The sequence below is a fragment of the Bradyrhizobium sp. R2.2-H genome (assembly GCF_004346455.1).
In the GTDB taxonomy this organism is placed as follows: domain Bacteria; phylum Pseudomonadota; class Alphaproteobacteria; order Rhizobiales; family Xanthobacteraceae; genus Bradyrhizobium; species Bradyrhizobium diversitatis.
In genome coordinates this window covers 1-25,674 of record NZ_SMBR01000001.1, presented here as the reverse complement: position 1 = coordinate 25,674, position 25,674 = coordinate 1, and the positions used below count along the sequence as shown (strand labels likewise).

Below are 25,674 nucleotides of genomic sequence, written 5' to 3'. Positions count from 1 at the left end.
GAATTTGCAAAACACGAGGTTACGCGATGAAAGTTCTTTTGACGTCCACGCTTTATCCGACACCTCAGGCACCAAAGATCGTTGGCGGTGCAGAGGTCTTCGCGCGACGTTTCGCCGAAGGCCTGGTGCAGCGCGGAGACGAGGTCGAGGTGATACGGGCCGCACCGGCGCCCCAGCAGGCTCGCGAATCCTGCAACGGCATCGACATCTATTCCGCGCCGGTGCAGAACATCTATCTGCCTTTCACCGAACAGAAAAACGTCGCACTGCGCAGTATCTGGCACGCGATCGACGACTGGCAGATGCAGGCGCCCCTGATCGCGGAACGAGTCCGGGCCTTCAAGCCGGACGTCCTGCACTCCAACAATTTGTCGGGTCTCACCACCGCGATCTGGCGCGTTGCCGCCCAGCTCGGCGTCCCGGTGCTCCATACGCTTCACGACTATTATCTGACCTGTCCGCGCTGCTCGCGTTTCGACAAGGGACGGTCTTGCGAGCACACTTGCACGAGTTGCGGAATCTTGAGCTATCATCGCAAGCGCGCCACGCATTGGCTCAGTGCCGTGGTCGGCGTGAGCGAGCGCGTCCTGTCCATTCATACGGACATGGGTATGTTCACCGAGACGCCGATCCGTACCGTGATCCGCAACGCCTCGACCGAGCCGCCGCGTGAGCCCTATCCCCGTCCGATCTGCACCACTGAAGTGACGTTCGGGTTCATAGGCCGCCTCACGGAGGAAAAGGGCATCGACAACCTCATGCGCGCACTTGCCCTGCTGCCCCGCGATCGCGTCCGCATGATGATCGCCGGCCGGGTCAGCGACGAGGAGCAGGGACGCCTCCGGGGCCTCTCGCAGGATGCGCGAATAGAGTTCATGGGCTTCGTGGCGCCGGACGATTTCTACAGGCAGGTCGATGTGGTGATCGCGCCATCCATCTGGCACGACCCGGGTCCACTCGTCGTCGCAGACGCCAAGGCGGCTGGCAGGCCGCTGCTCGGAACGCCCTTTGGCGGCATGCCCGAGGTCATCGAGCACGGCGTGACGGGCTGGCTGACCGAAGCCGATCCGCAATCCCTGGCCGGCAGCATGCTCGCAGTCGCGGCGGATCCGCACAAGATCGACGAGATCAGCCGGCGCCTCATCGCGGATACCAACAAATGGGTATTTGCCGACGTGCTGTCTTCATACAAGAACCTGTATGAGCAATTGCGCGAGAAACGGATGTCGCGCTTGCACGCAGCAACGGCCGAGGCGCCGCTGGGACGGACCATCGGCAAGGGGCGCCTCATTCCGAGATGACACGCCTCCTGGCGATGGCGGGCTACGTCTATCAAAGCGCCGCGGCGATCATCCTGATCTTCGCGATCAGTCATCTGTTGCCCGCCGCCGACTATACCAATTTCTCCCTGGCACTGGCCTCGAGCCAATTGCTCTGCGTCCTGATGTTCGAGTGGCTGCAACTCGCCGGACTGCGCTTTCTGGCGGCAGCGAAGGAGAACGAAGCGGCTCGGTTGAGGTGGTCGCTGCTTGCGGCGGGCCTGTCGAGTGCGGGCGCGCTCGTCCTTGTCGGGAGCTGCGCATCCTTGGCCAGCGAGCTCCCGACGGGGATCGTCGCCCTGGGCCTCGGCATATCCGTGCTCCAGGGCTTGACCGATCTCTATTTCCTGTCGGTCCGCCTGTCCGATCGGCTGGGCATCGCGTCCTTTCTTCTTGCGTTTCGTGCCACCGCCCTTCTGACCGCGGCCGTCGCCGGCGCAGCGATCTCCGGAACGGCCGAAGCGACGCTGCTCGGCGTTGCCGCCGGCCACATGCTGGGCCTTCTCGCCGGGCTGGTGGCCTATCGCACCCCCCTGGAGCGCGCTTCGCTGCGAACGATGCTCGCCGACTGGAAGGATTTCTCCCGCTACGGCATGCTCGCCGCAGGCGCGTCGGTCATCCATCTGTCGGTGCCGGTGCTGCTCCGTGTCATCGTCATCGGCCGGCTGGGTCCGACGGGGGCTGGCGCCGGATTTTCGATCGCGCTCGACCTGCTGCAACGTCCCTTCTGGGTCCTCAATGCAGCGATCCACACCGTGAGCTATCCCGAAGTGGTCAACGATTTCGAGCACGGGACCGGCACAAAATCCGTGCAATCTGCACGCCGCATGTTCGAGTTCATGATCTGCACGACCCTCGTGCTACTCGGCGGATTGGTCGGCTTCATTCCGGATGCCGCGCGCATCCTGGTGCCCCGGGAGAGCCTGGATGGATTCCTGGCGACGGCGCCGGCGATCGCCGCCTTCTATTTCCTGCATACCCATTTGCAGGCGACGATAGCCGTTGTCCCCCACCTCGAGAAGCTGGCGACCAGGCTGGTCCTGGTCGCCGCCGGGCAGCTCGCCCTCGTTGTCGCCCTCTCCCTGGTCGCCGTGTCGGCCGGTCTGTCGCCGCGAGCGGCGGTGGGCTGTGCCTCGCTCGCCACCCTCGCAACGATTCTGGTCGCGCTCGGTCCTACGCTGCGGTTCGAGGCATTCCCGCGCTGGTCCTTGGTCATGCAGGCGCTGGTGGCCGCGATCCTGATCGGATCGCTCGGTTCGATGCCGACGGAGCCCGCGGCATGGCTCGCCGGCAAGATCATGATCGCCGCGATCGCAACGGCGATCATCGCATGGCGCGGGGACTTTCTCATGCTGGCTCGCCGCGGCTGATTTGCCGCACCCGCAAGCCTGCCAAATCAGATCCGACGTCCGAGACGGAATCGGCCTCGCTACCAGCTGCCGCAGCGGGTGCGTGCACCATCACCGCACCACCACAACCCTCCCGGGTATATCCCACACTTTAATCGCCCATAGAAACGGCATCTGCAATCGTTCTGTGCAAGAAGTTTCAAAAAGAGCGGATGACACTCCGTAGGATTGCGGACGCTGCACAACCCTTTGCCGACTTCACGCACTGCAAGCGTGCAGCATCGTTCCCCTTCCCGACCTGTCGCATGGATCCGATCGGCACGGCCTGCGCATACATTCAGCAGTCAGATCGACAAAATTCTTGAAAGCGCCTTCCTCACGCCATCCTGCTCCGGCATCGCAATCAACGTTCTGCTGCAACAGAGCAAGTCTGTTCCTGCACAAGGAACCCGTTTCGCTCGCTATTTGTAGCTTTGGTTTTTATCTGAAATTCACACTCGACAGAGAAGCTTAACGCAAATCCCTGCGAGCAATTTGGTTCGCGCTGAAATCGAGTGTGCAATGCCTGATCAAACAATCCTCTCCGCCAGCGGCTTCATCAACTCCATCGGCGTCAACACACATGCCGGCTTCGGGTGGACCGGCTACAACAATCTCGCGCTGATGGTCGACGATCTGGAATATCTCGGCGTCACCCATCTCCGCGACGCGATGGGAACCAGCCCCGCTGCGCAACCGGTGGTCGAAGGTCTCGCCGCCGCCGGTTACAAGTTCGACTTCCTGGTCTCGTCCGCCCTGCCGCAGTCGGGGACGGCCGGACTTCAGAAGTACATCGCCTCGCTCGAGAAGTTCGCGGCGACCCACGTGGGCAGCATCAGCGCCATCGAGGGGCTCAACGAGGCCAATCACCAGCCCTTCAGCTACAATGGCAGCTCCAGCCTCTCAGCCGCAGCCCAGTTCCAAAGCGCGCTCTATCAGGCCGTCAATTCCAACGCCGCGCTCGCCAGCATCCCGGTCTACAATCTGTCACTGGCCTACAACGATCCGCAAGGCTACGCCCAGCTCGGCAACATGTCGGGCTCGGTCGACTACGCCAATGCCCACGCCTATGTCAGCACCGGCTTGACGCCCGGCAGCTCCATCGCGGCAACGCTCAGCGCCGTCATGACCGCGGCACCGGGAAAGCCCGTCGTCATCACTGAGACCGGCTATACCACGCAGGCCAACACTCAATATCTCGGCGTCAACGAGACGGTGCAGGCCAAATCGATCCTGAATACGCTGGTCGATGCCTACAAGGCCGGTGTCAGCGCGACTTATCTCTACGAACTGTTCGACCGCGACTCGTCGGCCGCCAATACGAACCCGGAGGCGAACTTCGGACTGTTCAATTCCGACGGCACGCCGAAGCTCGCCGCCACGGCGATTCACAACCTGACGACCATTCTGGCCGACGACGGCAAGGGCGGCCTGCAGCCGACTGGTCCATTGAACTACACCCTGAGCAACATGCCGGCCACAGGCAACAGCATGGTGCTCGGCAAGAGCAATGGCGCCTACGAGCTCGTTGTCTGGGCCGAGCCGAAGCTCTGGAACGACGCCACCGACACCGAGGTAAGCAACAGCACCCAGACGGTCACGGTGAATCTCGGCGGCGTGCATCATACGGTGAAGGTCTACGACACGCTGACCGGAACCACGGCGATCGCCAGCTACACCGACGTCAGCACGATCACGATTCCGGTCAGCGATCACCCGCTGATCATCGAGATCGACGCGCCCCCGACCACGCCGACTCCGCCTGACACCCGGGCCAGCGTCAGCGGCACGGCTGCCGAGATCGTGCCGCAACTGTCCGACCTGAGCGAGTCGACGGCGCTGCAGACCATCACGTTGACGGATTCGCACGTCCTGCCGGTCGCTTCGAAAGCGACGATGGACTACATCATTGCCCATTACGGCAGCGCGCTGTCCAAGATCCAGGGCGGATACTCGTTCTCCGTGACGAATACGGCCGCGACCTGGACCAACACGAAGACTTACGACGCGAGCGGGAAGCTGCTGTCGAAGTCCGACACCGGCCTCAATTCAAGCGGGCAGCCGACCTCGACCACCGTCGTCTACAGCGATGGTTCCCAGGACCTGATCAGCTACACCAATGGTGTGAAGACGAAGTTCGTTCATGTCGGGACCGACGCAACCCGGACCACCGACACCTACAACACGGCCGGAACCCTTCTGAGCGAGATCGTGCAGAAGTCGGACGGCTATTACTCCACCACGCTCTACACGAACGGCGTGAAGACCGCCGCCTACGTCAAGAACGCCGATGGTTCGCAGGACAATTATTCCTACAACATCACCGGAAAGAGCTTTACCACACAGGTTCAGCACCTTGACGCCTCGGGAAAGGTCACCTCGGTGACCCGCAGCCATGCCGACGGCTCGCTGGATTCGACCCAGGTCTACAAGAGCGACGGCAGCAGCGTGATCGCGTTGTACAGCGCCACGGGCGTCAAGCTGGTCGAGACCAGCTATCATGCCGACAAGAGCAAGGACGTCTGGACCTACAACATCAAGGGCCAGACCTATGCGACCGAGCACGACGTCTACGATGCGACCGGCTTCCTCACCACGCTGGTCCGCAGGCACGCCGACGGCAGCCTGGCCTTCAAGCTGATGCAGACCGCGGACGGCACCAAGACGACCAACTGGTACAATGCCTCCGGCAGCCTCACCAGCGAGGTGGTCCAAAAGGCCGACGGATTCACCTCGACGACCCTCTACAGCAATGGCGTGAAGACGAAGGCCTACATCAAGAACGCCGACGGTAGTCTTGACAATTATGCCTATGGCGTCACCGGCCAGAGCTACACCACGCTGATCCAGCACATCGATCCGTCCGGCAAGGTCACCGCGGTGACCCGCAAGCATGCCGACGGCACGCTCGACTATACGCAGGTCATCAATGCCGACGGAAGCAGCGTCATCACCAACTACGACGCTGCAGGCGTGCGAACCAAGCAGACCGACTATCACGCCGACGGCAGCAAGGACGTCTATCTCTTCGGCATCACCGGCCAGAACTACACGACCGAGCACGACATCTACGATGCGACCGGCTTCCTCACCACGCTGGTCCGCAGGCACGCCGACGGCAGCATGGCGTTCAAGCTGGTGCAGAGCAAGGACGGGATCAAGACGACTGACTGGTACGATGCCAAGGGCGTCCTCACCAGCGAGGTGATCACGAAGGCCGACGGTTACAGTTCGACAACGACCTATTCCAACGGCCTGAAAACCGCGGCCTACATCACCAATGCCGACCAGAGCCAAGACATTCACAAATACAACATCACCGGCCAGAGCTACACCACGCAGCACCAGCATATCGATCCGGCCGGACGGACGACCGAGGTAACCCGTTGGCATGCCGACGGCTCGCTCGACTATACCGAGGTCGTCGGCAACGACGGCAGCAGCGTCGTGACCAACTACGACGCTTCCGGCATCAAGAAGACGGAGACCGATTATCACGCCGACGGCTCGAGGGATGTCCATCTCTTCAACGTCGTCGGTCAGAACTACACGACGGAGCACGACACTTACGATTCCACCGGCTTCCTCACCCACATCGTGCGCACCCACGCCGACAACAGCCTGGCATTCACGTTGGTGCAGAGCGCTGACGGCACCAAGACCTCCGAGTGGTATGACGCGAAGGGTATCATCACCAGCGAGGTGACGACCAAGAGCGATGGCTACAACTCCACGACCGTCTATACCGGCGGCGTGAAGACCGCGGCCTATATCAAGAACGCCGACGGCACGTCGGACAATTGGAACTATAACGTCACCGGGCAGTCCTATACGACCCAGCACCAGCACCTCGATGCCTCGGGCAAGCTGGTCGAACTCACCCGGACCCATGCCGACGGCACGCTGGACTATACCCAGGTCATCCACGACGACGGCAGCAAGCTGACCGACATCTATAACAGCGCCGGCGTCAAGACTCAGGAGATCGCCAACAACGCCGACGGCTCGAGAGACGTATTCCTGTTCAACTTCAACGGACAGGCCGGCACGACGCAGCACGAGAACTACAACACCGCCAATGCACTGCAGTTCATCGATCAGACCAAGACCGACGGCACCCATAACGTCACGGCCGTTGGGAGCGGCGTGACGATCCAGGGCGGAGCCGGCAACGACGTGTTCTCGGCCGCGCCGAATTCGACCACCATCGCCTATGATCACGGCCAGGACCAGATCCTCAACTTCCAGGCCGGCGACGCCACGACCCACGACGTGATCCAGATCTCGAAGCTCCTGGCCGCGGACTACAGCCACCTGCAGATGACGCAGTCCGGCACGAACGCGCTCATCACGTTCTCGGCCAACGACTCGATCCTTCTCAAGAACGTCTACGTCAGCAGCCTGACGAGCCACGACTTCATATTCGTCTAAAGTCGCGGCAGATTGGCATCTATCGAGGCAGCGTGGGATGGGGCAAACCCCCGTCCCACGCTCAGCAAGCGACCGATGCGCTTACAACAGGCAAGGACCGCCTTCGGCCTACTCACCTGATACAGCCGCCGTCCCCCGGCTCGTTCAAAGGCCCATCAGCACTGCACATGATTGGCGGTGGTTGCGAACTTGCGTCACAATTGCTGTCTAGAAGAGACCTTCTTGCTGCAGGGATATCGACGCCGACATGGAAGTCCGCGAACCAAAGCGATTCGTTCTTCTCGACTTCTACCGGTTCATCGCCGCGCTAGGCGTCTTCATCTTTCATCTGAAGAACATCGACAAAGGCATCTCACCGGTCTGGAACGGCTCTTACGGCCTGTTTGTCGACATGTTCTTCATCCTGTCCGGCTTCGTGATCTCCTATTCCTATCCTGCGACCTCGACAGGTCTACGCTCCTATGTGCGCTTCCTCGTCAGGCGGATCGCGCGAATCTACCCCTTGCATCTGCTGACATTATTGATATTCGCGGTCCTTGCTCTCGTGGGCATATCCGGGCCGACCTCGCACGCGAGCTGGCTGGATTTCCTTCACAACCTCCTCCTCGTGCAGGCGTGGGGCGTCACAGATCACCTCAGCTTCAACTCGCCGGCGTGGTCCATCAGCGCCGAGCTGTTCTGTTACGTTCTATTCCCACTGTTCATGCTGCTGGCCGGCAGGGTCTCGCCGCTGATGCTCGCGATCATCGTCGCGCTCTGTTACGGAATCCTCGCCCACGCTCACCTGCCGATCTGGCAGGAACGGTCGCAGATGTACGGGGCAACCTTCGATTTCGGGATGTTGCGGGCCCTTCCGAGCTTCCTGAACGGGATTCTCCTGACCGTCCTGTTCCGGCTCTCGAGCGACTATCGCAGGAAGCCCGTCGCATTCGCCGGAATAGCGCTGTTCGCCGGCTCGGTCCTGATCCTCAACCTCTATGCCAAGCCCGACCTTGCAATCATAGTGTTCTCTCTCGCGATTCTCGTCACAGCCACCGGAGAGAGCGCCTTCGCCCGGTTTCCCGGCTCTGACTGGCTTGGCCGCCTCGGCAACACGTCATACGCGATCTACATGGTTCACGAAGTGCTGCTGATCCTGCTTTTCAAGCCGGCGTGGCACTATTTCGGACTTCAACCAAGCATGTTTCCGGTGTTTGCGTTGGTCTGCTGCATCATTCTGACGGTCGTCGCCGACGTGACGTATCGCTACGTCGAGAATCCCGCTCGAAGATTGATCAACCGGCTTGCGCCGGGCGATGCGAGGTCGGCCCACATCCCGAAGGCCGAGCCGCTCGATCTTTCCGAGACCCGGCAAGCGGCCAATGCGAGCTAGAGCATGATCCGGAAAAGCATGTAGCGGTTTTCCGAAAAGATCATGCTCAAACAACACCTAAAGCGCGATGACGATTCATCCTAATCGCATCGCGCTTTAGGTGTCTGCAGGGCGGATCTTGCAGCTAGGTTCTCGACGATCGCCGCACACGGCTCAGGATTTCCTGACATATCCGCACCACGGCCGGCCGGGCGATCGCGACAACAACGACGAGATATACCGAAGAACCGAGCAGAACGAGCGCGGCGAGACGCAGCCATGGCGACGTGGCCGGCATCGCAACGGAGGCAGCAGCCACCGCGCATGCCATCACCGCGGAGCCCGCAAGTGCGGGCATCAGCGCCGCGGCATAGGGCCTGATACCGAGCGATAGGATCCGCATCGAGGCTCCGGCGGATAGCGGATACAGCAACAAGGCGCGAGCGACGTAGCCGACAGCAATCGCGATAAGGCCAAACGGCGCAGCGAGGATGAAGATTGCTATGTTCGAAACCGCGTAGATCAGCGTCAGCCAGGTTTGCCAGTGCGGTTTGCCGAACGCCAGGATAACGGAGTGATTGTAGAGGCCGATCGTGGTCAGGAATCCGGTGACCGACATAATCGCGAGCAGAGGCGCGGCCCCGCTCCACTTGGACCCGAAGAAAGCAGTGATCAGATCCGGCGCCAGAACCGCTATGCCGGCGAAGATCGGAGCCGTCAGCAGCGACGTGTACATGACGAAGGCAACCAGCGTCGAACGCGATGCTCCACGGTCATGCTGGAGGCCAGCGATGGTCGCAAAGAACACCCGGTTCAACGCATTCCCAATCACGGTACTCACGGCATTGACCAGGCGCTTGGCCAGACTGTACAAGCCCGCGCCGGCGGCGCCGGTATACCACGTAACGAAAATCAGATCGGAATTGGCATTGGCGAAGTTCGTGATTCCCGTCAGTGCCACGTAGCGCGCATAGCTCAGGAGTTCGACAACAGCCTGCCGGCTGACCCGGAGCCGAGGGCGCCAGGGCGTCAGGATCCAAAGGCTGACCAGCGAGATCAACGACGTCGAAACGAGCTGTCCGACCAGCGCAACGACCCCGTACCCCTGGATCGCCAGCCCGATCCCAACGGCCCCGCCAACCGAGATTGAAGAAAGCGAGCGGATGGCGAGGGATCGAAACAGTTGATTGCGCATCAACCAGGCTTCGTGCGTCCGTGACAGGCCCTGTACGGCCACCACGATGCAGAACCCCTTGAGAACGATGGCAATGTCCGAAAGACCCGAAAATCGTTCGATCGCGCTGCTCGAGGCGAACAGTGCGAGCGCTGCAAACAAGGAGAGGCCCGCGATGAGCCAGAACGAGGCAGTGTAGTCCTCGTCCTTCGGCTCGGCACGCGCCTGGACCGCAATCGCGATGCTCTCGATCAGGACTGCCCGGCAGAATTCGAGCGCCAGCGCCCCCGTTGCCACGATGCCGAGAATCTGCGGCGACAGCAGCCGCGCCATGATCATGTAGATCGCGAGCGTGAGAGCCTGCCCGACTGCGGAATCGAGTGCGGACCAAATGACGCCCGAAACGATCGAGCGCGGCTTGATATTCTCGTGGCGCAATTGGAGGCCTGTCACAATTTCCGGTTAGGCCGACTTTCGTCGTTGAGCCATTGGCTGCAATGGTCCAATAGTCGCCTTGTTTACGAGGACACTACGGCAAGAAAGCAGCTACAATCCGAGGCAGCATGAATTTTCGGACCAATCTACGACGGTTGATGAACGAGGTCGGTTGCGACTTTATTCATCAGCTGCCGTATCCGCACGTGGACTTGTTCTTCTGGCGTCCCGACGACGGAACGATAAATTTCGGCGACTATCTTTCGGTCGTCGTCGTTGACCATCTCTTGCGGCATTTCGGCTATACGCTCGCCGACGAGGTGCCGCGGCAAACGCGCTTGTTCGCGATCGGCTCCGTGCTCCATTACGCGCGAAATGACGATGTGATCTGGGGTAGCGGCGTGAACGGACGCCCCGGCCAGGATGACCTCAATCGCCGCGTGCAGAACCTGGACGTGCGAGCGGTGCGCGGCCCTCGTACACGGGAGATTTTGCGGCGCCGGGGCATCGCGGTACCCGAAGTGTTCGGGGACCCTGCGTTGCTGCTCCCTCAGCTGTTTCCGAATCGCTTTCGCCCCACCGCCAAGAAGCCGTGGGTGTTTGTTCCGAATTTGCACGATTTGAGCCTCATCGACCGTGGCGCCGATACGGTGGTCTCACCGCTGGGATCATGGAACCGACGAATTGACGCCATTCTCGAAGCGGAGCTGGTTCTGGCAAGCTCGCTCCACGGCATCATTGTCGCCGAGGCATTCGGGATACCGGCTCGCTACGTGCGCCTGAGCAGCGGAGAATCCGAGTTCAAGTATCGTGACTATTACGAGGGCACCGGTCGGTTTGCCGTCGAGTTTGCCTCGAGCATTGACGAAGGTCGCGAGATGGGTGGGGCTGCGCGCCTCAACTTCGATCATCGTGCCTTGATGAGTGCATTCCCGATCGACCTCTGGAGCGGAAACAGCTGATATGGCCAAGCGCCTCCGCGTCGCCATCTACGCACCGCATTTTGCGGAATATTCCTACCGTCTCGCGTCGGGATTGGCTCGCCATTGCGACGTCCGGCTGGTGCTCAACCGCAAGGACGCCAATCAGCAATGGGAGCTGGCCGATATCGCCGTGACGGCTCCATTCGAAACGAGAGTTCGCGACCTGAGCCTGCGCCGCGGGGGCGCGATCGGCATCCCGGCCTCATTCCTCGACATAATTTCGTTTCGTCCCGACGTGATTCATTGTCACGAAGTTCCGGAGATCTACACGTCCAGGCTGATCCAGCTTCTTCGTCCGCTCGGCATTCCGCTGGTGTTGACCGTTCACGATGCGATCCCGCATTCGGAAGGCGGCTCCGGTACGTCGCCGCGTGAAGATGCATGGCGCGGGCGCATGCGCGCAGCCGCGTCGGTCGTCACCACGCATGGCAAGAGCTGCATCGCCGATTTTCGCCGTGCCTCGCCTGACTTCAAAGGAGAAGCGATCTCCAGCATGCACGGCGTGCTCATGGTTCCACCGGCTGGGGGCGCGGTCACCGCGCCGGAGGCTGCGCGCATCCTGTTTTTTGGACGGATGTGGGCCTACAAGGGCCTCGACGTCTTCATCGATGCGATCGACATGTTGGCCCGGCGCGGTGTGGCCCATGAAGCGATCGTTGCCGGCCGCGGCCCCGAGATGACACGGCTCGGAGCGCGCATGGAGGCGATGCCGACCGTCAAGACCATCAACGCCTATATTGCGCCTGCCGAGACCGGACGACTGTTTCAGTCCGCAACCGTGGTCGCCCTGCCCTATAAGGATGCAACGCAGAGCGGCGTGCTTGCATCCGCCTACGGGAATTCCCGCCCCGTGGTCGCCAGTGCCACTGGCGGCATTCCCGACGTCGTGACCGATAACGTCAACGGGCTACTGGTCCCGCCCGGCGATGCCACGGCGCTGGCCGATGCGCTCGAGCGCGTGCTGACGTCGAAGCCTCTCGCCGCAACGTTGACCGAGGGCGCATGGCAGACCGCCGCCGGCATCCTCAACTGGGATCGCATCGCTGAAGGACTGCTGGGGTCCTATCACAAGCTCGCCGGTCGCACCGTGAGCTGAGCGCGGCCGGCGCCCTCAAACCGATTGCTCGATCTGCGGCCGGGAGAACATGCTGCGGATCGCGCCGTCCAGCAGTCGCCTTAGCCTGACCTCGATCAGCTCATAGCTGATCGCGCTTGCAACCAGCGACATCACCAGCCCAAGCCCGATGAAGGCGGTCCACAGCAGCCAGCGGTCGACGCCGGCGGCGACCAGCTTCAAGCCGATCATCTGCAGGGGAAACAGCACGAAGGGGTGCACCAGATAGAGGCTGTAGCTGATCTTGCCGACATATTGCAGCGCCGGTAGGCTCAGAGCCCTGCCGAGGCCCGAGTCCGGAGCGAGCACCATGCCAAACAGCAGAAATCCCGGAATGAGCCCGACGAAGGGGTGAAACAGCACCAGGCTCGCATACAGCGCAGCTCCGCAAGCAAGGCCCGCGAGCAAGCCGATGCGTCCCGGAATCGAGATGCGGAATCCCGTGGCGCTGAACAGCATGCCGATGCAGAAGAAGGCGGTGATCGGCCAGTGCATCAGGCAGGCGATGCCAAGCAGGATCAGGGGCGCCGCCAGCAATCTGCCACCGGTGCGCCACACCGAGAACGTCAGCGCAAACCAGATGTAGAACGCCCACTCATAGGTCAATGTCCAGGCGTTCTGCTGGGCGATGGGCAGGCCGAGCGCGTCCTGCACGAAGAACAGATTGGCCGCAAAGATCGCGAGGTAGCTGCTCAGATCGATGTCACGGAAGAACTTGTAGGCCACGATCGGACCGATCGCGAACAGCGCAAGATGCAGCACGACGAACACCGGCATGATGCGCAGGACGCGGTCGAAGAAGAATCGCGACAGCGACCCGTGCCGCACCAGGCTCGCCGGGATCAGGAATCCGCTGATCATGAAGAACAGCTCGACACCGTGCCCGCCGACATTGATCACCGATTGCAGCCAGGGCCAGAGCGGCGGCAGGAAGCCGGGATCCGGGATGTCGTACATGCCCCCCTTCGGCATGTCGTAGAAATGATCCATCAGCACGCTCAGCGCAGCGATCGCGCGAAGGCCCTGGACCGACGGAACGAACGATCCGTCATAGGCAGCGCCCGGCTGGTGGGGTGTTTTGATCACTCTGCGGCACCCTGGGTGCTGAGGGCCGGCTCGATAATGACAGGTTTTCTCCGCGCCGAGCGGAACCTCTGCCCGAAGGAAATGCTGGGCTTCTCGATGAAGGCAAATGTCATCCAGCTGACCAGGATCGACAACGCAAGGATCACGGCCAGGAAGATCGACCATCCCAGCGGCCCGTCGCCGAACCAGAACAGGCGGTGGACGACCACGATCACGAACGGCGACATCAGGTAGACCGAATAGCTGATCACGCCGACGAACGCCATCGGACGCCACGCCATTCGCTCGCCGAACACGGCAAAGGCGATGAAGACCAGCGCCGCGCAGACATAGGCCGATCCGATCGAATAGCTGTAGAAGAAATTCTCGTGATAGACGCCTCCGAAACGCCGATCGGACAGGGCGGCGGCGAAGATCGCATACAGCAGCGTGCAGACGGCCACATGGGTCCATCGCAGCTTGCCGCCAATGACGGTGTCGCGGATGATCTTGCCCAGGAACATCGCCGACAGGTTCAAGGCGACCTCCATCACGGAGGATACGGTTCTGTTCTCGATCAGAAGCGCAGCGGTCGTTCCGACCAGCGCGGCCGCGACGACGATCGTCACCGCCGTGAAGCGCTGGTTCAACAGTCCCATCGCAAAGAGGATCGTGCATCCGACGTAGAACAAGAGCTCGATCGCCAGCGTCCAGTAGAACACCCAGAGGTTCGGGACGTTCACGAAGGTCTGCAGCATCGTCACGTTGGCGGCGACCTGCCCCAGCGGATAGACTTTCGAATTGAGCAGCTGCATCGTCACGAGCCCGACGACGAGCGAGGTCCAGTAGGCCGGATAGAGCCGGAAGAAGCGGCTGATCGTAAAGTCCCGCGCGGGCGTGGCGCTGTCCGGGAAACTGAACGGAATGACGAAGCCGCTGACGAAGAAGAACAGGACGACGCCGAACCGGCCGAAGTTCATGTAGTAGCCGAACACGTCATGGATGGGCCAGTAGTAGGCGCCCGTCGGGTGCTGCTCGACGATCACCTCGAATACGTGCTGGACAAGGACCGACAGCACGGCGATGCCGCGCAGCGTGTCGATGAATGCGAGCCGTCTATGCATCGTTCGTTCTCACCTGCTTCCGCTCGCCGCCGGTAGATCCGGACCGAAGCCATCCAATGGTCGTATCGGCGGCCGCATGACGATCGGCACGGCGTCGGCTCCGCGTGCGGAGGTGGCACGCCGCGAGAACACTTCGCTGAAACTCAATGCGATGATCAGCAGGCCGGAGGCTGGGCCGTAATTCAGGACCGTGATCGTGAACAGGTTGACGACGAAGAGAAGCGTCAGCTTGTACACATCGGTCGCACCGAACGTTGCCCGGAACACCATAACCATGAACGCGACGAAGGGAAGACCGAACATCAGGTACGTCCCGATGTAGAAATTGTCGACCGGCACCCAGTAGGGCGCAAGCGGCGAGAACAGCTTCTGCGGATAGTTGAAGCAGCCCGCGCCGCAACCCGTCACGAGGCCTATCGGCATGAGCTGGCTCATATAGACGAAGGGCAACTGCCAGCTGTTGTTGATGCGATCGAGAATGCTGAACAAGGTCGAGTGCGGCACGGCGGCGGTGCCGGAGGCGACCACGATCATGAAGAACGGCACGAAGATCGCGACGAAGGACCACTGTGCAATGGACCGGATCGCGGGGAAGCGCGATCTTTCCGGCAGCATCCGCACTAACACCAGCAAGAGCAAATAGAGCACGAGGACGATCATGGTCGTCTTGCTCGTGGTCAGCTTGGTGGCATAGATCGCGATGGAGCCGAACAGGAGACACCACGTCGTGCTCATGCGAATGGAGGTGATCGCGAACGACACCAGGATGAAGAAGGCCGCCATGGTATTGTCGGCTGCAAACCCCATGAGGCGCTGGTCGTCGCCGCCATAGGCCCACCACAACCGGCCGGCCTCGCGTACGGCGCCGAAGGCCTCGTATTTGTAGCCCACCCAAGGCATCAGGTAGAACTTCGTAAGGAAAACGCCGATCACGGACAGGTAGAAAGTCACAGCGATGACCGACAGCAGCTTTCGGTATGAGCCCAGGCTCGAATCGCAGAAGCAGAATCCGACGAAGACCGGCAGCATCATCTTGAACGACGAGATCGCTGCGTTCATCGTCCCCATCATGAAGTAGCCCAGCACGAGCGACAGCATGATCTGCACGAGCACCAGCAGAGCCAGCGTGCTGCGACTGCGCAGGACGCAATGGACGAAGAACTGGGCGAGGCACAGGAGCGCAACGCCGTCGGGCACATACCACAGCGCATCCATGTGATAGATGCTGGTATAGTAGCGCATCATGCCGCCGAAGGCGTCGCGAATCAAATAGACGCCGAGCGCGATCGCCTCGATGTTGAGGCTGATCAGCGTGATTTTCGGCCGGTTAAGCGCGAGGATGGTCATGTCCGGCTCAGTTCGTCGGCCGCGCCGATGGCGCCGGAGAGGCGGAGAAATCGGTCCGGCTCCCGAGAGCGTTCCGCATCCACCTGCCGCCGGGAATCTCGACGTAGCGATAAGTGAAGTGCGAAACCGCGAGCACCGCGGCCAGCGAGACGACCAGGTTCAGCGTGGCCGGCAGGCCCGCCCAGACCGAATCCAGCGCAGCGATCCGCCCAGCTCCCACGGCCCGCACGAAATATTCGGCCAGCAGCACCACGAGCGCGTGCACCATATAGATGGAGTAGGAACGGCGACCGAGCCAGACCAACGGCTTGGCCACCAGCATCCGCGGCACCAGCAGCGCATCCGGAAAGGCCAGCAGACTGCCAAGGAAGATCGCGAACGTCACCGGCGCGAGGAAAGTTGCCGCCGGATTGGTCTCCGCCAGGGACACCAGGACGATGCTGGCGATCATGGCGACGAATTGCAGCATGCCCTGCACGGCAGGACCCGGCTTCGCCGGCAGGCGATCGACGATCCTGACCGTCAGCACGCCCAGGAAGAAGCTCACGAAGCAGCGCAGGATCCCGAAATCGGTCTGAAGCCCGAGGCTCCTCTTGTCGAGCACGAAGATGATGAAGACCAGGCTGCCGACGGCAAGCGCCCCGCACAGGACGTAGAACCACAACAAGGAACGCATGCGCTGGGCCAGCAGCACGATCAGACCGAACACCAGATAGGTATAGAACTCGACGCTGATGCTCCAACTCGGCGCGTTCCAGCTGAGATAGTCGATGAACCCCATGGAGTGCAGCAGCAGGACGTTGAGAACGAAGGAATAGGCGTTGTTCACCTCGAAGGCCGCCGGCGCGGCCACCACGACGCCGGCCATGACCAGGCTGATGCGCAGGAGGCGAAACAACAGATTTGCCAACAGCATGACGATGTGCAGCGGATAGACCCTCGCCAAGCGCCGCACCATGAATTCGCGCAGCGAGAAGCGCCCGAAATCGCTCTCGACATAGCTGAGCGACATAACGATCCCGCTGAGAACAAAGAACAAATCGACCAACAGCCAAGCGCTCCTGAAGAACGAGCAGTTGATCCACGCATTGTGCGGGAACGCCGCGAGGAAAGTCGGCATCAGCAGCAGATGGTGAATCACCACCGAAGTTGCGGCGATCCCCCGAATGCTGTCGAGCGGCAGGACATGCGTCTTCTCACGATGAACCGACTCCGTCACATCAACATTCCATGGCTATTGCACCGCAGCAGTGTGTATCAGGTCTCGCGCATGTTCAATCTTCGCGATCGCGGACTCGCGCTCGATGCATGACGATCGACGATACTTTCAATGCTCGCAGATCATTCCGACATCCGAGCGCCAACTTCACGCCACTTTTTGTTCGAGGCGCGCATGCTTCGGGCGCAAATTTCATGAGCCGTGATGATTGCGAGTATTTGCGTGGAAAGTGTGCGCGAAATTCGGCGCTGTTGCGGTGAGCGCAGCGGCATTGATCCCGGATCTCTTCACATGCAGGTGTCGCACATGTCGCGCGGATATTTTTTGGCAGGGAGGGAACAATGTCCGCGCATGGCGCTTGTGTCGGTTTTGCGACGCGTGCTTGCGGCGCTTTGACGGGCGAGCGCCTCATTTGTTTTCATGTTGCAACATTCCTGGGCGCAAGCATGCCGATCTCGCAGGCATTGCATCTCCCGCGCCTGCAACCGATCGGAAGCAGCTCGCGCATTCGTTGTGGACGATCGGTATATCGAGCTTTTGCGCCGCACAAAAATTGACACAGTTGACTGGCAAGTTTCGCGTGTTCTCCTACTGCAACAGGGCCGAAGGGACACGGATGGGCTGCGGAGCGACACGTCGTCAAATGAAGCCGCGATGGCTCCCGATCGCCTTCGCAAGCTCTGCCCTGATTCTCATCAGCGTCGATGCTTGCCATGCGCAGTGCGTCGAATTCTCGGACCGCGCCTCGCAGCTCGAACTCGACACCTTCGTCAAGTCGCCCTCCTCGCTGCTGGAGCGGCTGCGCAATGACAAGGAGAAGTTGCGATTTCGGCTCTCCACCTACATCGTGACGGATCCATCAGTGTTGCCGTCCGTGCAGACGCTCATCTCCGCATCGGCTTCAGCCGATCGGACAGGCATCGGCGCCGCACTGCGGATAGCCGAAGGGCGGTGCACGTCGACGAAGCCTGACGCGGCGCGCAAGATCAGGGATTTTGCACAGCGGATCGGAGATCTCAACGTGCAAGCAGGCTATTCCGCAGCGGGAGAGGACAACTCCGGCGTCCCGCTGGCCCAATCGCAAGGCAAGGGACCTGCGCAGCCGCCCCGAGGCGGAGCCGCCCTGCTCGAAGGCGAATGGAGGACCAAGCTGGCCAACCCGTTCAAGCCCGTCCCCCTTCCGAATTGATCAGCGATCGTCAAAGGCAGCGAATTCACAGATGTATCAGCCTAGAGAGCACTTTCAGTCGGGCCACCGCTTCGGCATCGAGTTCGGCGGAGCGGTCCTCAGCTTCGAGCGTGTGACCGATGTGCTGCGCCGCCAATGGCCGATCATCGCGGCGTGCGTCGGAGTTTCGCTGGCTCTGGTGATCGTGTACCTGGCCACGGCGCAACCGATGTATACGGCGAATGCGCGCATCATGATGGATACGCGTCAGGCGCAGGTGCTGGACAAGGACAGCAACGCCAGCAGCGCTCTGATCGATACCGGCTATGTCGACAGCCAGGTCGAAATCATCAACTCGGACGACCTGATTCTGTCGGTTGTCCGTCGCCTGAAGCTGACGGAGGATCCGGAGTTCAATGGTTCGAGTCCGGGCCTCCTCTCCCTCATCATCGGCAAGGTCACGTCGCCATTCGGCTCCCGCGAGCCCGCGTCCCAGGAACGAATCGAACATGCCGTGGTCGAGCAGATTCAGAAGAACCTGCGAACGGAGCGCGTTCTCGCCACATATGTCCTGTCGCTGAGCTATCGCTCGCGGAGCCCCGACAAGGCCGCCAAGATCGCCAACGCCATCGCCAATGCCTACCTTGTCGGCGCTCTCGAAGCCAAATATCAGTCCACCAAGCGGGCAACCGAGTGGCTTCAGCAGCGCAGCCTCGAGCTGAGCGAGCAGGCGACCGCGAGCGACCGTGCCGTGCAGACCTTCAAGGCCGAGCACAACATCGTCGGTACCAGCCGCGGCCTGATGTCCGAGCAGCAATTGTCGGACCTGAACACGCAGCTGGTTCAAGCGCGGGCAGCGACCGCCGAGGCCAAGGCCCGGCTCGACCGGATCGACGCGATATCCGATCAGGATCTCGCCCAGCCGACGGTGACGGACGCTCTCAACAACGCGGTCATTACCCGCCTCCGCGCCCAATATCTCGACCTCCAGGCCCAATATGCCGACTGGTCCAGGCGCTACGGCAAGCAACATCTTGCGGCAGTCAATTTGGCCAACAAGATGGAGGAGCTGCGCAAGAACATCGCCGATGAGCTGCGTCGGATCGGCGACGCTTATCGCAGCGACTACGAGATCGCAAAGAGCCGCGAGGCGTCGCTCGAGAAGAACGTGAAGGAGCTCGTTGCCCAGGCGGGTCACACCGGCCAGGCCGAAGTCAAGCTGCGCGATCTCGAAAGCGCCGCCGACACCTATCGCAATCTCTACAACAACTTCCTCGAGAAACTGCAGAGCGCGACGCAGAACCAGAGCTTTCCGCTCAGCGAGGCGCGTCTCATCAGCACCGCCGCCAAGCCGGATCGCAAGAGTTCGCCGCGCACGGTCCTGGCGCTGGTGGGAGGCCTGGTGGGCGGTCTCTGTCTCGGCTTCGGCGTCGCATTTGCGCGGGAACTGCTGAGCGACGTACTGCGGACGCCCGGCGAGGTCGAGGACGAGCTCGGCGTGAAGTGCCTCGGCGTCCTGCCCGATATTCGGTCGTCCACGAAGGCCGGCCCATCCGATCTGTCCCGCTACGTCGTCGATCACCCATTCTCGCGGTTTGCGGAAACGCTGCGCAACATCAAGGTGTCGATCGACGTCGCCCGCCTGACCCGCGAGATCAAGGTGATCGGCATCGTCTCTTCCCTTCCCAAGGAGGGAAAAACGACTGTCGCCGCCAATTTCGCGCAGTTGGTCGCTCTGACGGGGCACCGCACGGTTCTGATCGACGGCGATCTGCACACACGTTCGCTGACGCGGGAGCTCGCGCCCAATGCCAAGAGCGGACTGGTGGAGGCGCTGAACGATCCCGCGAGCCTCGGCTACCACGTGCAGCGGAGCAAGGAAACGGGACTGGATTTCCTCCCCTCCGTCGTAGCGTCCCGCATGGTGAATTCGGCCGACGTCATCGGATCGAAGGCGATGGCCGAACTGCTCAAGGTGCTGAGAGACCACTATGAGTACATCGTGATCGATCTCGCCCCGGTGATGCCGGTGGCGGATTCGAAGGCCGTGAGCTTCCTGATCGATGCCATGGTCTACGTCATCGAATGGGGACAGACGACGCGAAGCGCCCTTCAGGAGTCGGTTTCCGGCTCGGAAGTCCTCCAGAAGAAGCTGCTCGGCGCCGTGCTCAACCGCGCCAACCCGAAGATGCTCAAGCGCATCGAGGCCTATAAGGGCAAGCACCACAACAGCTATTACGTCGAGCATGCCTGAAGCGCGATGCGATCGGGATGAATCGTCGCGCTTTAGGTTGTTGTTTCAGCATGAACTTTTCGGAAAACCGCCGCGCACTTCTCCGGATCATGCTTTAGGCGGAGGCGCGCCGCGTCTCCCGCTCGCGCGGGTGGAAGAGTTCGGTCGGGCGCCGTGATTCATCCGCCCCGACAGGGAGAGCTCGAACTGGACCGATGCGGAGACCTCCCCGGCCGGGTGAGCAGCCCGGCGCTCCATGAGAGCGGAACCCTCGGGTTTGAATCAGCACTGATCGCGGCATTGTTCATGCGATCGTTCAGCGGCCACATTGCTGCGGGGCACTCGTTCAGGAACCACCAAACGGACTTGGCCCGCTGCGCGTCCGGCTGCTCCGTATTCGTCCGGAATCCACAACTTGCGGTTATTGCTCTAGCCAAAAGCAAGGATTGACGACAAGATGGTGGCTCAGACAATGCCGCCATTGGCGCGACCTCCGTCGAAAAGACGAGACAATCCTGGCCTTGATGCCTCAAAATGCTGAAACTTTAGGCATCTTTCTTTCTCGGTGCCCTGAGGCTAGTCTCGCCTCATATTCGCAGTTCCTTTTCCGGTGGCTCGGATGCTGATCGTGCTTACGATTCTAACGATTTGGGTTCTGCTCAACATTCTATTCGTGTTGATCGTCGTTCCCCCGCGCAAGCCGCTTCGGCAACCTATGACGACGACGCTCTCACCGGCGCCCATCGACCCAAGCCAGCGTGAGATCGAGCATGACGAACCCTTCTCGATCCGCCACGTCATCGTCTCCGTTGCAATGGGGGCGTTCTTCGTCCTCGTGCCGCCGTTGCTCGCCCTGCGCGATGCAATCATGCGGCTCATCGGCAAGCCGCCGCGCAGCGGAACCTGAGGCCCTTGGGCCGGAGGTTCCGGCAATTCAGAAATGGACCGACTAATAGGCTTCCTGGAACATCACTGCGGACGCAGTGCGGGCCATGATCTTCAGGTCGAGCCAGATGCTCCAGTTGCTGACGTACCAGACGTCGTACTCGACCCGCTTCTCCATCAGGTCGATCGTCGGCGTTTCTCCCCTAAATCCGTTCACTTGGGCCCAGCCCGTCAGGCCCGGCTTCATGTGATGGCGGTAGACGTACTTGCTGATGAGCTCGTCGTAGTAATTGTCGTGGGCGAGCGCGTGCGGGCGCGGGCCAACCAGTGACATGTCCCCACGCAGCACGTTCCAGAGCTGCGGCAGCTCGTCGATGCTCGTCATGCGCAGGAAGCGCCCGATCTTGGTGACCCGAGCATCCCTCTTGGTCGCCTGCGTCACTGTCTCGCCGTTCTCACTGACGGTCATCGTCCGAAATTTCCAGATCTCGAACGGCTTGCCGTTAAAGCCGCGGCGCGACTGGCGGAATATGACGGTTCCCGGGGAATCCAGCTTGATCAGCACGGCAACGGTCAGCAACAGCGGCGTCAGCATCACAAGCGCGAACAGAGCGATGCCGACGTCGAGACAGCGCTTCTGCAGCCGCTCGAGGATAGTGAGCGGGGGCCGCTGGATCTCGACCGCGACGGTTCCGCTGACCGGCAGAAAGGGACGGGTCACCAGGTCAGCGACCGGGTCGTCCGGCAGCAGGCGAATGGGCTGCGGGACGGCTCGCAAATATGGCCCGAGTTTGCGCAGCATCGGCAATTCGTTCCAGTCGATCGCAAGCAGGTATTCATCGACATCAGCCGAACGCGACTGGCGGATGACGTCGCGGATCTGACGCTCCCAGTGCCCATCATCCCGGTCGGCTCCGAGCACGAAATGGCGCGTGACGTCGAAGCCATTCCTCCGCAGATCCTTGAAGCGGTTCGAGGTGAAGTCGAGGGGCTTCAGGCTGAGCAGGATCACCTTGCGGTCGACCAGCCGGCTTCTCGCAAAGCTCGTGCCGAACACGGCCTGCCAGCCGAAGCGGAGGCTGATCAAGCCAAGGCCGCCGATCAAGGCGAACACGATGACGGCGCCACGCGATAGGTTGTCGGTCGATTTCAGCAAGAAGGCCGCAACGGCTAGGATCGTGAGCGACGTCAGCCAGATAAACACCGCCATTCGAAGCTGCCATACGAGATTGAGCAGGCGGTGCGTGGAATAGACGTCGCGGAAATAGGCTATCCCGACGAACACCACGCCGACAAACAATCCGGCTCCCACCGACGCGCCATCGGGAGGCGAAGCGACGGCCATACCATACAGCGAAGCACCCGCCGCATAGCTCAGCAGGATCAACAGAAAGTCAGCACCGATGACGATGATCTGAAAAGGTCTCTGAAGAGCGCTGCCGCGCGCTGATGACAGCGCATGAGCATTCTCAGAACCATAAGTTGCAACAGCCATTCGAACCTCTGCCTATCGAGAGAGTGCCTGACGCTCATCGTGATGCTGAAGACTCGTCACTTCCCCGCAGTGAAAGTGTTGTTTGATCGCAGCGACATTGTGGCGCTGCACGCAAAACTTTTGCGGCGCACGGATGACGCGTCGTGTTGAAATGCGCAGCGAAATTCGACGCGCTGAAAATGTCGTCACAGTGCTGACATATGAGCGGACGGACTGCCCTATTTTGAATCAAGTTCCGCGTCCAATGCGATGCCGGTCGTTGCATCACGCGACTTCGCTCAACTTTGAGGCGGCGCGTTGCTTCCGCCGAAAGCAAAGCCGGGTCGACACGAGAATCTCCTCGGGCTTCAATCTGTGGATGCATGCAAAGATTTCTGCCGAGTGATGCAGACTTGCCGCAAGCTTCGGCGCAGCGATGCAATTCCTGCGGATCGCTCCTGTTCCTGCACGCGCTGTTCCTGCGGCCCCGACGCAAGGCCGGCAAAAAATGCCGCGCCCTTCTTTTGGCGTGATCCGGTCGGAGAACAAGACGCGGCCCCACCGAATTCACGTTATTCGAGTTGGATGGAAGCTCTCCGGTGCCGACGACTTGGGGATATTGTTTCGACCACCCGATCGATTGAGCGCCATGATATCCCTCGTGCGACCACGCCCGCCCGCTCCCAAACCGCAATTGCCGGACGGAGTGAGGATCTATGCGATCTCGGATATTCACGGCTGCGCGCATTTGCTCCAGCCGATGCTGCGGGTGATCGACGCCGACGTCGCGCGCAGCCGGCCACGCTATGCCGTCGAAGTCTTCATGGGCGATTACATCGATCGCGGCCCGGATACGCGCTCCACCCTCGACATCCTGGTCGAGCGGAGCCGCCGAGGAAATGCGGTCTTCCTCAAGGGCAACCACGAGGCTTTCCTGGTCAGGGTGTTCGAAGACCCTTCACTATTCGAGGACTGGATTGCCGTCGGCGGGACCCAGACATTGATGTCCTACGGGCTTGCGCCGCCGGACCTCAAGCGCGACGAGCCAGCATCGATCCTGCGCGATTTGATTCGCGCGATGCCGACCGAGCATCTGGAATTCCTGGACAATCTGCGGTTGAGCTTCAGTTGCGGAGACTTCTTTTTCGTCCATGCCGGCGTTCGCCCGGGCGTGCCGTTGGCCGAGCAGACGGAGCGCGATCTGCTCTGGATTCGCGAGGAATTCCTCCGGAGCGAGGAGCAGTTCGGCAAGTATATCGTCCATGGTCACACGCCGGTGCGCAGCGCGGAATTCCTGACCAACCGCGTCAACATCGACACCGGCGCCTATGCGACCGGCAACCTCACGCTGATGAGCATTCAGGGAAGCCGCATGCTCGCCGTGTGATACGGACGCGGCGTGCCGCCATGGCGAAATGCTTCGCCTAGTTGAGCAAGCGGGGCTTCTCTACCCGGGCCCGGGTTTCGGCCATCCAATCGTTCCAGGCCCGCTCATGTTTGACGTAGAGCTCGAGCCAACGCTCGTTCCCGCCCTCGCGAACACAACGCTCCTCGCCAGCCAAACCAGCGCTCAAGCGGGCATCAGGATTGTCCAGGGTTTCGAATTCGATCGTCTCCGAGATCGTCAACCCAACAAGCACACGTTGTCCGCCGCCATCGACGATGTAGCGCCGAGGCGCGTCCTTCTTGGGTTCACTCATACCTCGTGCCCCATTCTTTCAGTGAGCCCCGGATGCCTGACCCTACCTAAAAGGCTCGCCGGGCATGGCCGAATGTCGAGGTGGGATTCGGCTGGGCCGCTCGACGCGAAGTACCGCGGGATGAGTTCGCAGGTCCTCGCTGGACGCGCCAGGCGCGCAGTACGTATCCCAAGATGAGGCCTGTGCCGAAAATGGAAGCGGAGACAAGTGCAGAAGCCATAGGAGTCGTCCCGGACAGTGCAGGACTTATCAAGGCCAAGCAGTGTGTCGACATCATGGTTCTCGGCGATCCCTGGCGCCGAAAGATTGTTCAGGCGTGACCTCTCGTGAGCATGCAGCGCTTGTGGCGGCCCTGTGGGCCTCCTGTGCATCTCGTCTCGGCCGCAACGTTCGTGATCTTTCCAAGAGGGCCACCCTCTATATAGAGAGTGTGCTCTTGGCAGATAGAGAGTGTGCCCTTGGCCTTCGTATCCTGTTGCCGTCGAGCAGACGCCTCTTCCTCGCGCAATGAAATTTAGGACAACCGAGCCAGCCCATGCCCTTGCAACCATCTGGAACCCGTCGCATTATTTCACATCTTACTCACGAGGGATTCAATCCAATGCAGGTCCGCGCCATTATTCCATCCATTGCCCTGTCTGCCCTCGGCCTCGGCTTGACAGTATCGGTGGCTCCAGCCGCCGAGCTCGCCCTTGCTCCGGCGCATCAGCGGGCAGCCCACGTTCAAGGCGGAGTTGTGCTATGGGATGACGTCTACCCGCCTGCAATTTACGGCCCTCAGCTGCGCCCGGTCGAGGAAGTCGCAGCCATGAAGGCGCAGGCGCGCCCGGTGTCCCAGCGCTGGTGGGGGTATTGGTACGTCCGGTAGGAGACCGAAGCGAATTGACTTGGGCGACTTTGCGCTAAACGCCAAAGGCGCGGGATTGACCGGGGAGCGGGTCGCCGGATTTGAGCCAGCGCATTCTCCAAGGCTGCTTCTCGTCATTCTGGCTCGGGGCCAGTATCGCCCACGTGCCTCGCAGGTGCCAGCAGGCTGGCTTGCAACCCGAAGGCATGAACCGACGGATCGTACTTGAGGTGGGTCATGCGCAATACGTCATGGCGCGCGACTTCACCGCCCCGGGGTCGGCTCTGGCCCACAGATATCACCTGCATCCCGACTGAAAAGGCTAGAGCAGATTCCGATCAAGTTGAACTGTATCCTGCTGCCGTGAAGTAGTTGGCGCATTCGGCAGGGGTGAATGCTCTGTAGGCGTCGGCAATC

The 25,674-nt window shown here is 61.2% G+C and carries 17 protein-coding genes; 10 read left to right on the top strand and 7 right to left on the bottom strand.

Annotation, left to right across the window (positions count from 1 at the left end):
• Positions 1-26: 26 nt before the first annotated feature.
• From EDE08_RS00090 to EDE08_RS00075, 4 genes are all read left to right on the top strand, one after another.
• Positions 27-1,301, top strand: coding sequence for a glycosyltransferase family 4 protein (locus tag EDE08_RS00090; RefSeq protein WP_131866037.1), 1,275 nt, complete (start codon positions 27-29; stop codon positions 1,299-1,301).
• Positions 1,298-2,689 carry a hypothetical protein gene (locus EDE08_RS00085; RefSeq protein ID WP_131866035.1) on the top strand — a complete coding sequence of 464 codons (1,392 nt, stop codon included), beginning with the start codon at positions 1,298-1,300 and terminating at the stop codon, positions 2,687-2,689. Before EDE08_RS00090 ends, EDE08_RS00085 begins: the two co-directional genes overlap by 4 nt.
• A 540-nt stretch (positions 2,690-3,229) precedes the next feature.
• Positions 3,230-7,138, top strand: coding sequence for an RHS repeat protein (locus tag EDE08_RS00080; protein ID WP_131866033.1), 3,909 nt, complete (start codon positions 3,230-3,232; stop codon positions 7,136-7,138).
• A gap of 247 nt (positions 7,139-7,385) precedes the next feature.
• Complete coding sequence (locus EDE08_RS00075) at positions 7,386-8,510, top strand: acyltransferase family protein (RefSeq protein WP_131866031.1); 1,125 nt, start codon at positions 7,386-7,388, stop codon at positions 8,508-8,510.
• Positions 8,511-8,634: 124 nt separating this feature from the next.
• Here EDE08_RS00075 and EDE08_RS00070 read toward each other — a convergent pair whose 3' ends face one another.
• On the bottom strand, positions 8,635-10,116 hold the full coding sequence (locus EDE08_RS00070) for a lipopolysaccharide biosynthesis protein (RefSeq protein WP_245524661.1): 1,482 nt from the start codon (positions 10,114-10,116) through the stop codon (positions 8,635-8,637).
• Positions 10,117-10,256: 140 nt separating this feature from the next.
• Between EDE08_RS00070 and EDE08_RS00065 the strand changes: the two genes are divergently transcribed.
• Entirely contained in the window at positions 10,257-11,060 is an 804-nt protein-coding gene (locus EDE08_RS00065) for a polysaccharide pyruvyl transferase family protein (protein ID WP_207912877.1), read from the top strand.
• A 1-nt stretch (position 11,061) separates the two neighbouring features.
• A complete protein-coding gene (locus tag EDE08_RS00060; RefSeq protein WP_131866025.1) occupies positions 11,062-12,177 on the top strand; it encodes a glycosyltransferase family 4 protein in 1,116 nt (371 codons plus the stop codon).
• A gap of 15 nt (positions 12,178-12,192) precedes the next feature.
• Here the strand turns inward: EDE08_RS00060 and EDE08_RS00055 are convergent, their stop codons facing one another.
• The 4 genes from EDE08_RS00055 to EDE08_RS00040 are packed head-to-tail and all read right to left on the bottom strand — an operon-like array spanning position 12,193 to position 16,950.
• Complete coding sequence (locus EDE08_RS00055) at positions 12,193-13,281, bottom strand: acyltransferase family protein (protein WP_131866023.1); 1,089 nt, start codon at positions 13,279-13,281, stop codon at positions 12,193-12,195.
• Positions 13,278-14,384: an acyltransferase family protein gene (locus EDE08_RS00050; RefSeq protein ID WP_131866021.1), complete on the bottom strand. Its 1,107-nt coding sequence runs from the start codon at positions 14,382-14,384 to the stop codon at positions 13,278-13,280. Before EDE08_RS00050 ends, EDE08_RS00055 begins: the two co-directional genes overlap by 4 nt.
• A 9-nt stretch (positions 14,385-14,393) precedes the next feature.
• Positions 14,394-15,731, bottom strand: a complete 1,338-nt coding sequence (locus EDE08_RS00045; RefSeq protein ID WP_131866019.1) for a hypothetical protein — start codon at positions 15,729-15,731, stop codon at positions 14,394-14,396.
• A gap of 7 nt (positions 15,732-15,738) precedes the next feature.
• Entirely contained in the window at positions 15,739-16,950 is a 1,212-nt protein-coding gene (locus tag EDE08_RS00040) for an acyltransferase family protein (protein WP_131866017.1), read from the bottom strand.
• Between the two features lie 382 nt (positions 16,951-17,332).
• Here EDE08_RS00040 and EDE08_RS38925 point away from each other — a divergent pair, with 382 nt between their 5' ends.
• The 3 genes from EDE08_RS38925 (at position 17,333) to EDE08_RS00025 (ending at position 21,258) form a co-directional block, all read left to right on the top strand.
• Positions 17,333-18,139: a hypothetical protein gene (locus EDE08_RS38925; RefSeq protein ID WP_245524660.1), complete on the top strand. Its 807-nt coding sequence runs from the start codon at positions 17,333-17,335 to the stop codon at positions 18,137-18,139.
• A gap of 31 nt (positions 18,140-18,170) precedes the next feature.
• The gene (locus EDE08_RS00030) at positions 18,171-20,372 is read left to right on the top strand and encodes a Wzz/FepE/Etk N-terminal domain-containing protein (RefSeq protein WP_131866015.1); all 2,202 of its coding nucleotides are present in this window, start codon (positions 18,171-18,173) and stop codon (positions 20,370-20,372) included.
• Between the two features lie 598 nt (positions 20,373-20,970).
• Complete coding sequence (locus EDE08_RS00025) at positions 20,971-21,258, top strand: hypothetical protein (RefSeq protein ID WP_131866013.1); 288 nt, start codon at positions 20,971-20,973, stop codon at positions 21,256-21,258.
• A 42-nt stretch (positions 21,259-21,300) separates the two neighbouring features.
• Here the strand turns inward: EDE08_RS00025 and EDE08_RS00020 are convergent, their stop codons facing one another.
• Positions 21,301-22,731 carry an undecaprenyl-phosphate glucose phosphotransferase gene (locus EDE08_RS00020; RefSeq protein ID WP_131866011.1) on the bottom strand — a complete coding sequence of 477 codons (1,431 nt, stop codon included), beginning with the start codon at positions 22,729-22,731 and terminating at the stop codon, positions 21,301-21,303.
• A gap of 628 nt (positions 22,732-23,359) precedes the next feature.
• Between EDE08_RS00020 and EDE08_RS00015 the strand changes: the two genes are divergently transcribed.
• The gene (locus EDE08_RS00015; protein WP_131866009.1) at positions 23,360-24,097 is read left to right on the top strand and encodes a metallophosphoesterase family protein; all 738 of its coding nucleotides are present in this window, start codon (positions 23,360-23,362) and stop codon (positions 24,095-24,097) included.
• A 37-nt stretch (positions 24,098-24,134) separates the two neighbouring features.
• Here the strand turns inward: EDE08_RS00015 and EDE08_RS00010 are convergent, their stop codons facing one another.
• Positions 24,135-24,410 carry a hypothetical protein gene (locus tag EDE08_RS00010; protein WP_131866007.1) on the bottom strand — a complete coding sequence of 92 codons (276 nt, stop codon included), beginning with the start codon at positions 24,408-24,410 and terminating at the stop codon, positions 24,135-24,137.
• Positions 24,411-25,674 lie beyond the last annotated feature (1,264 nt).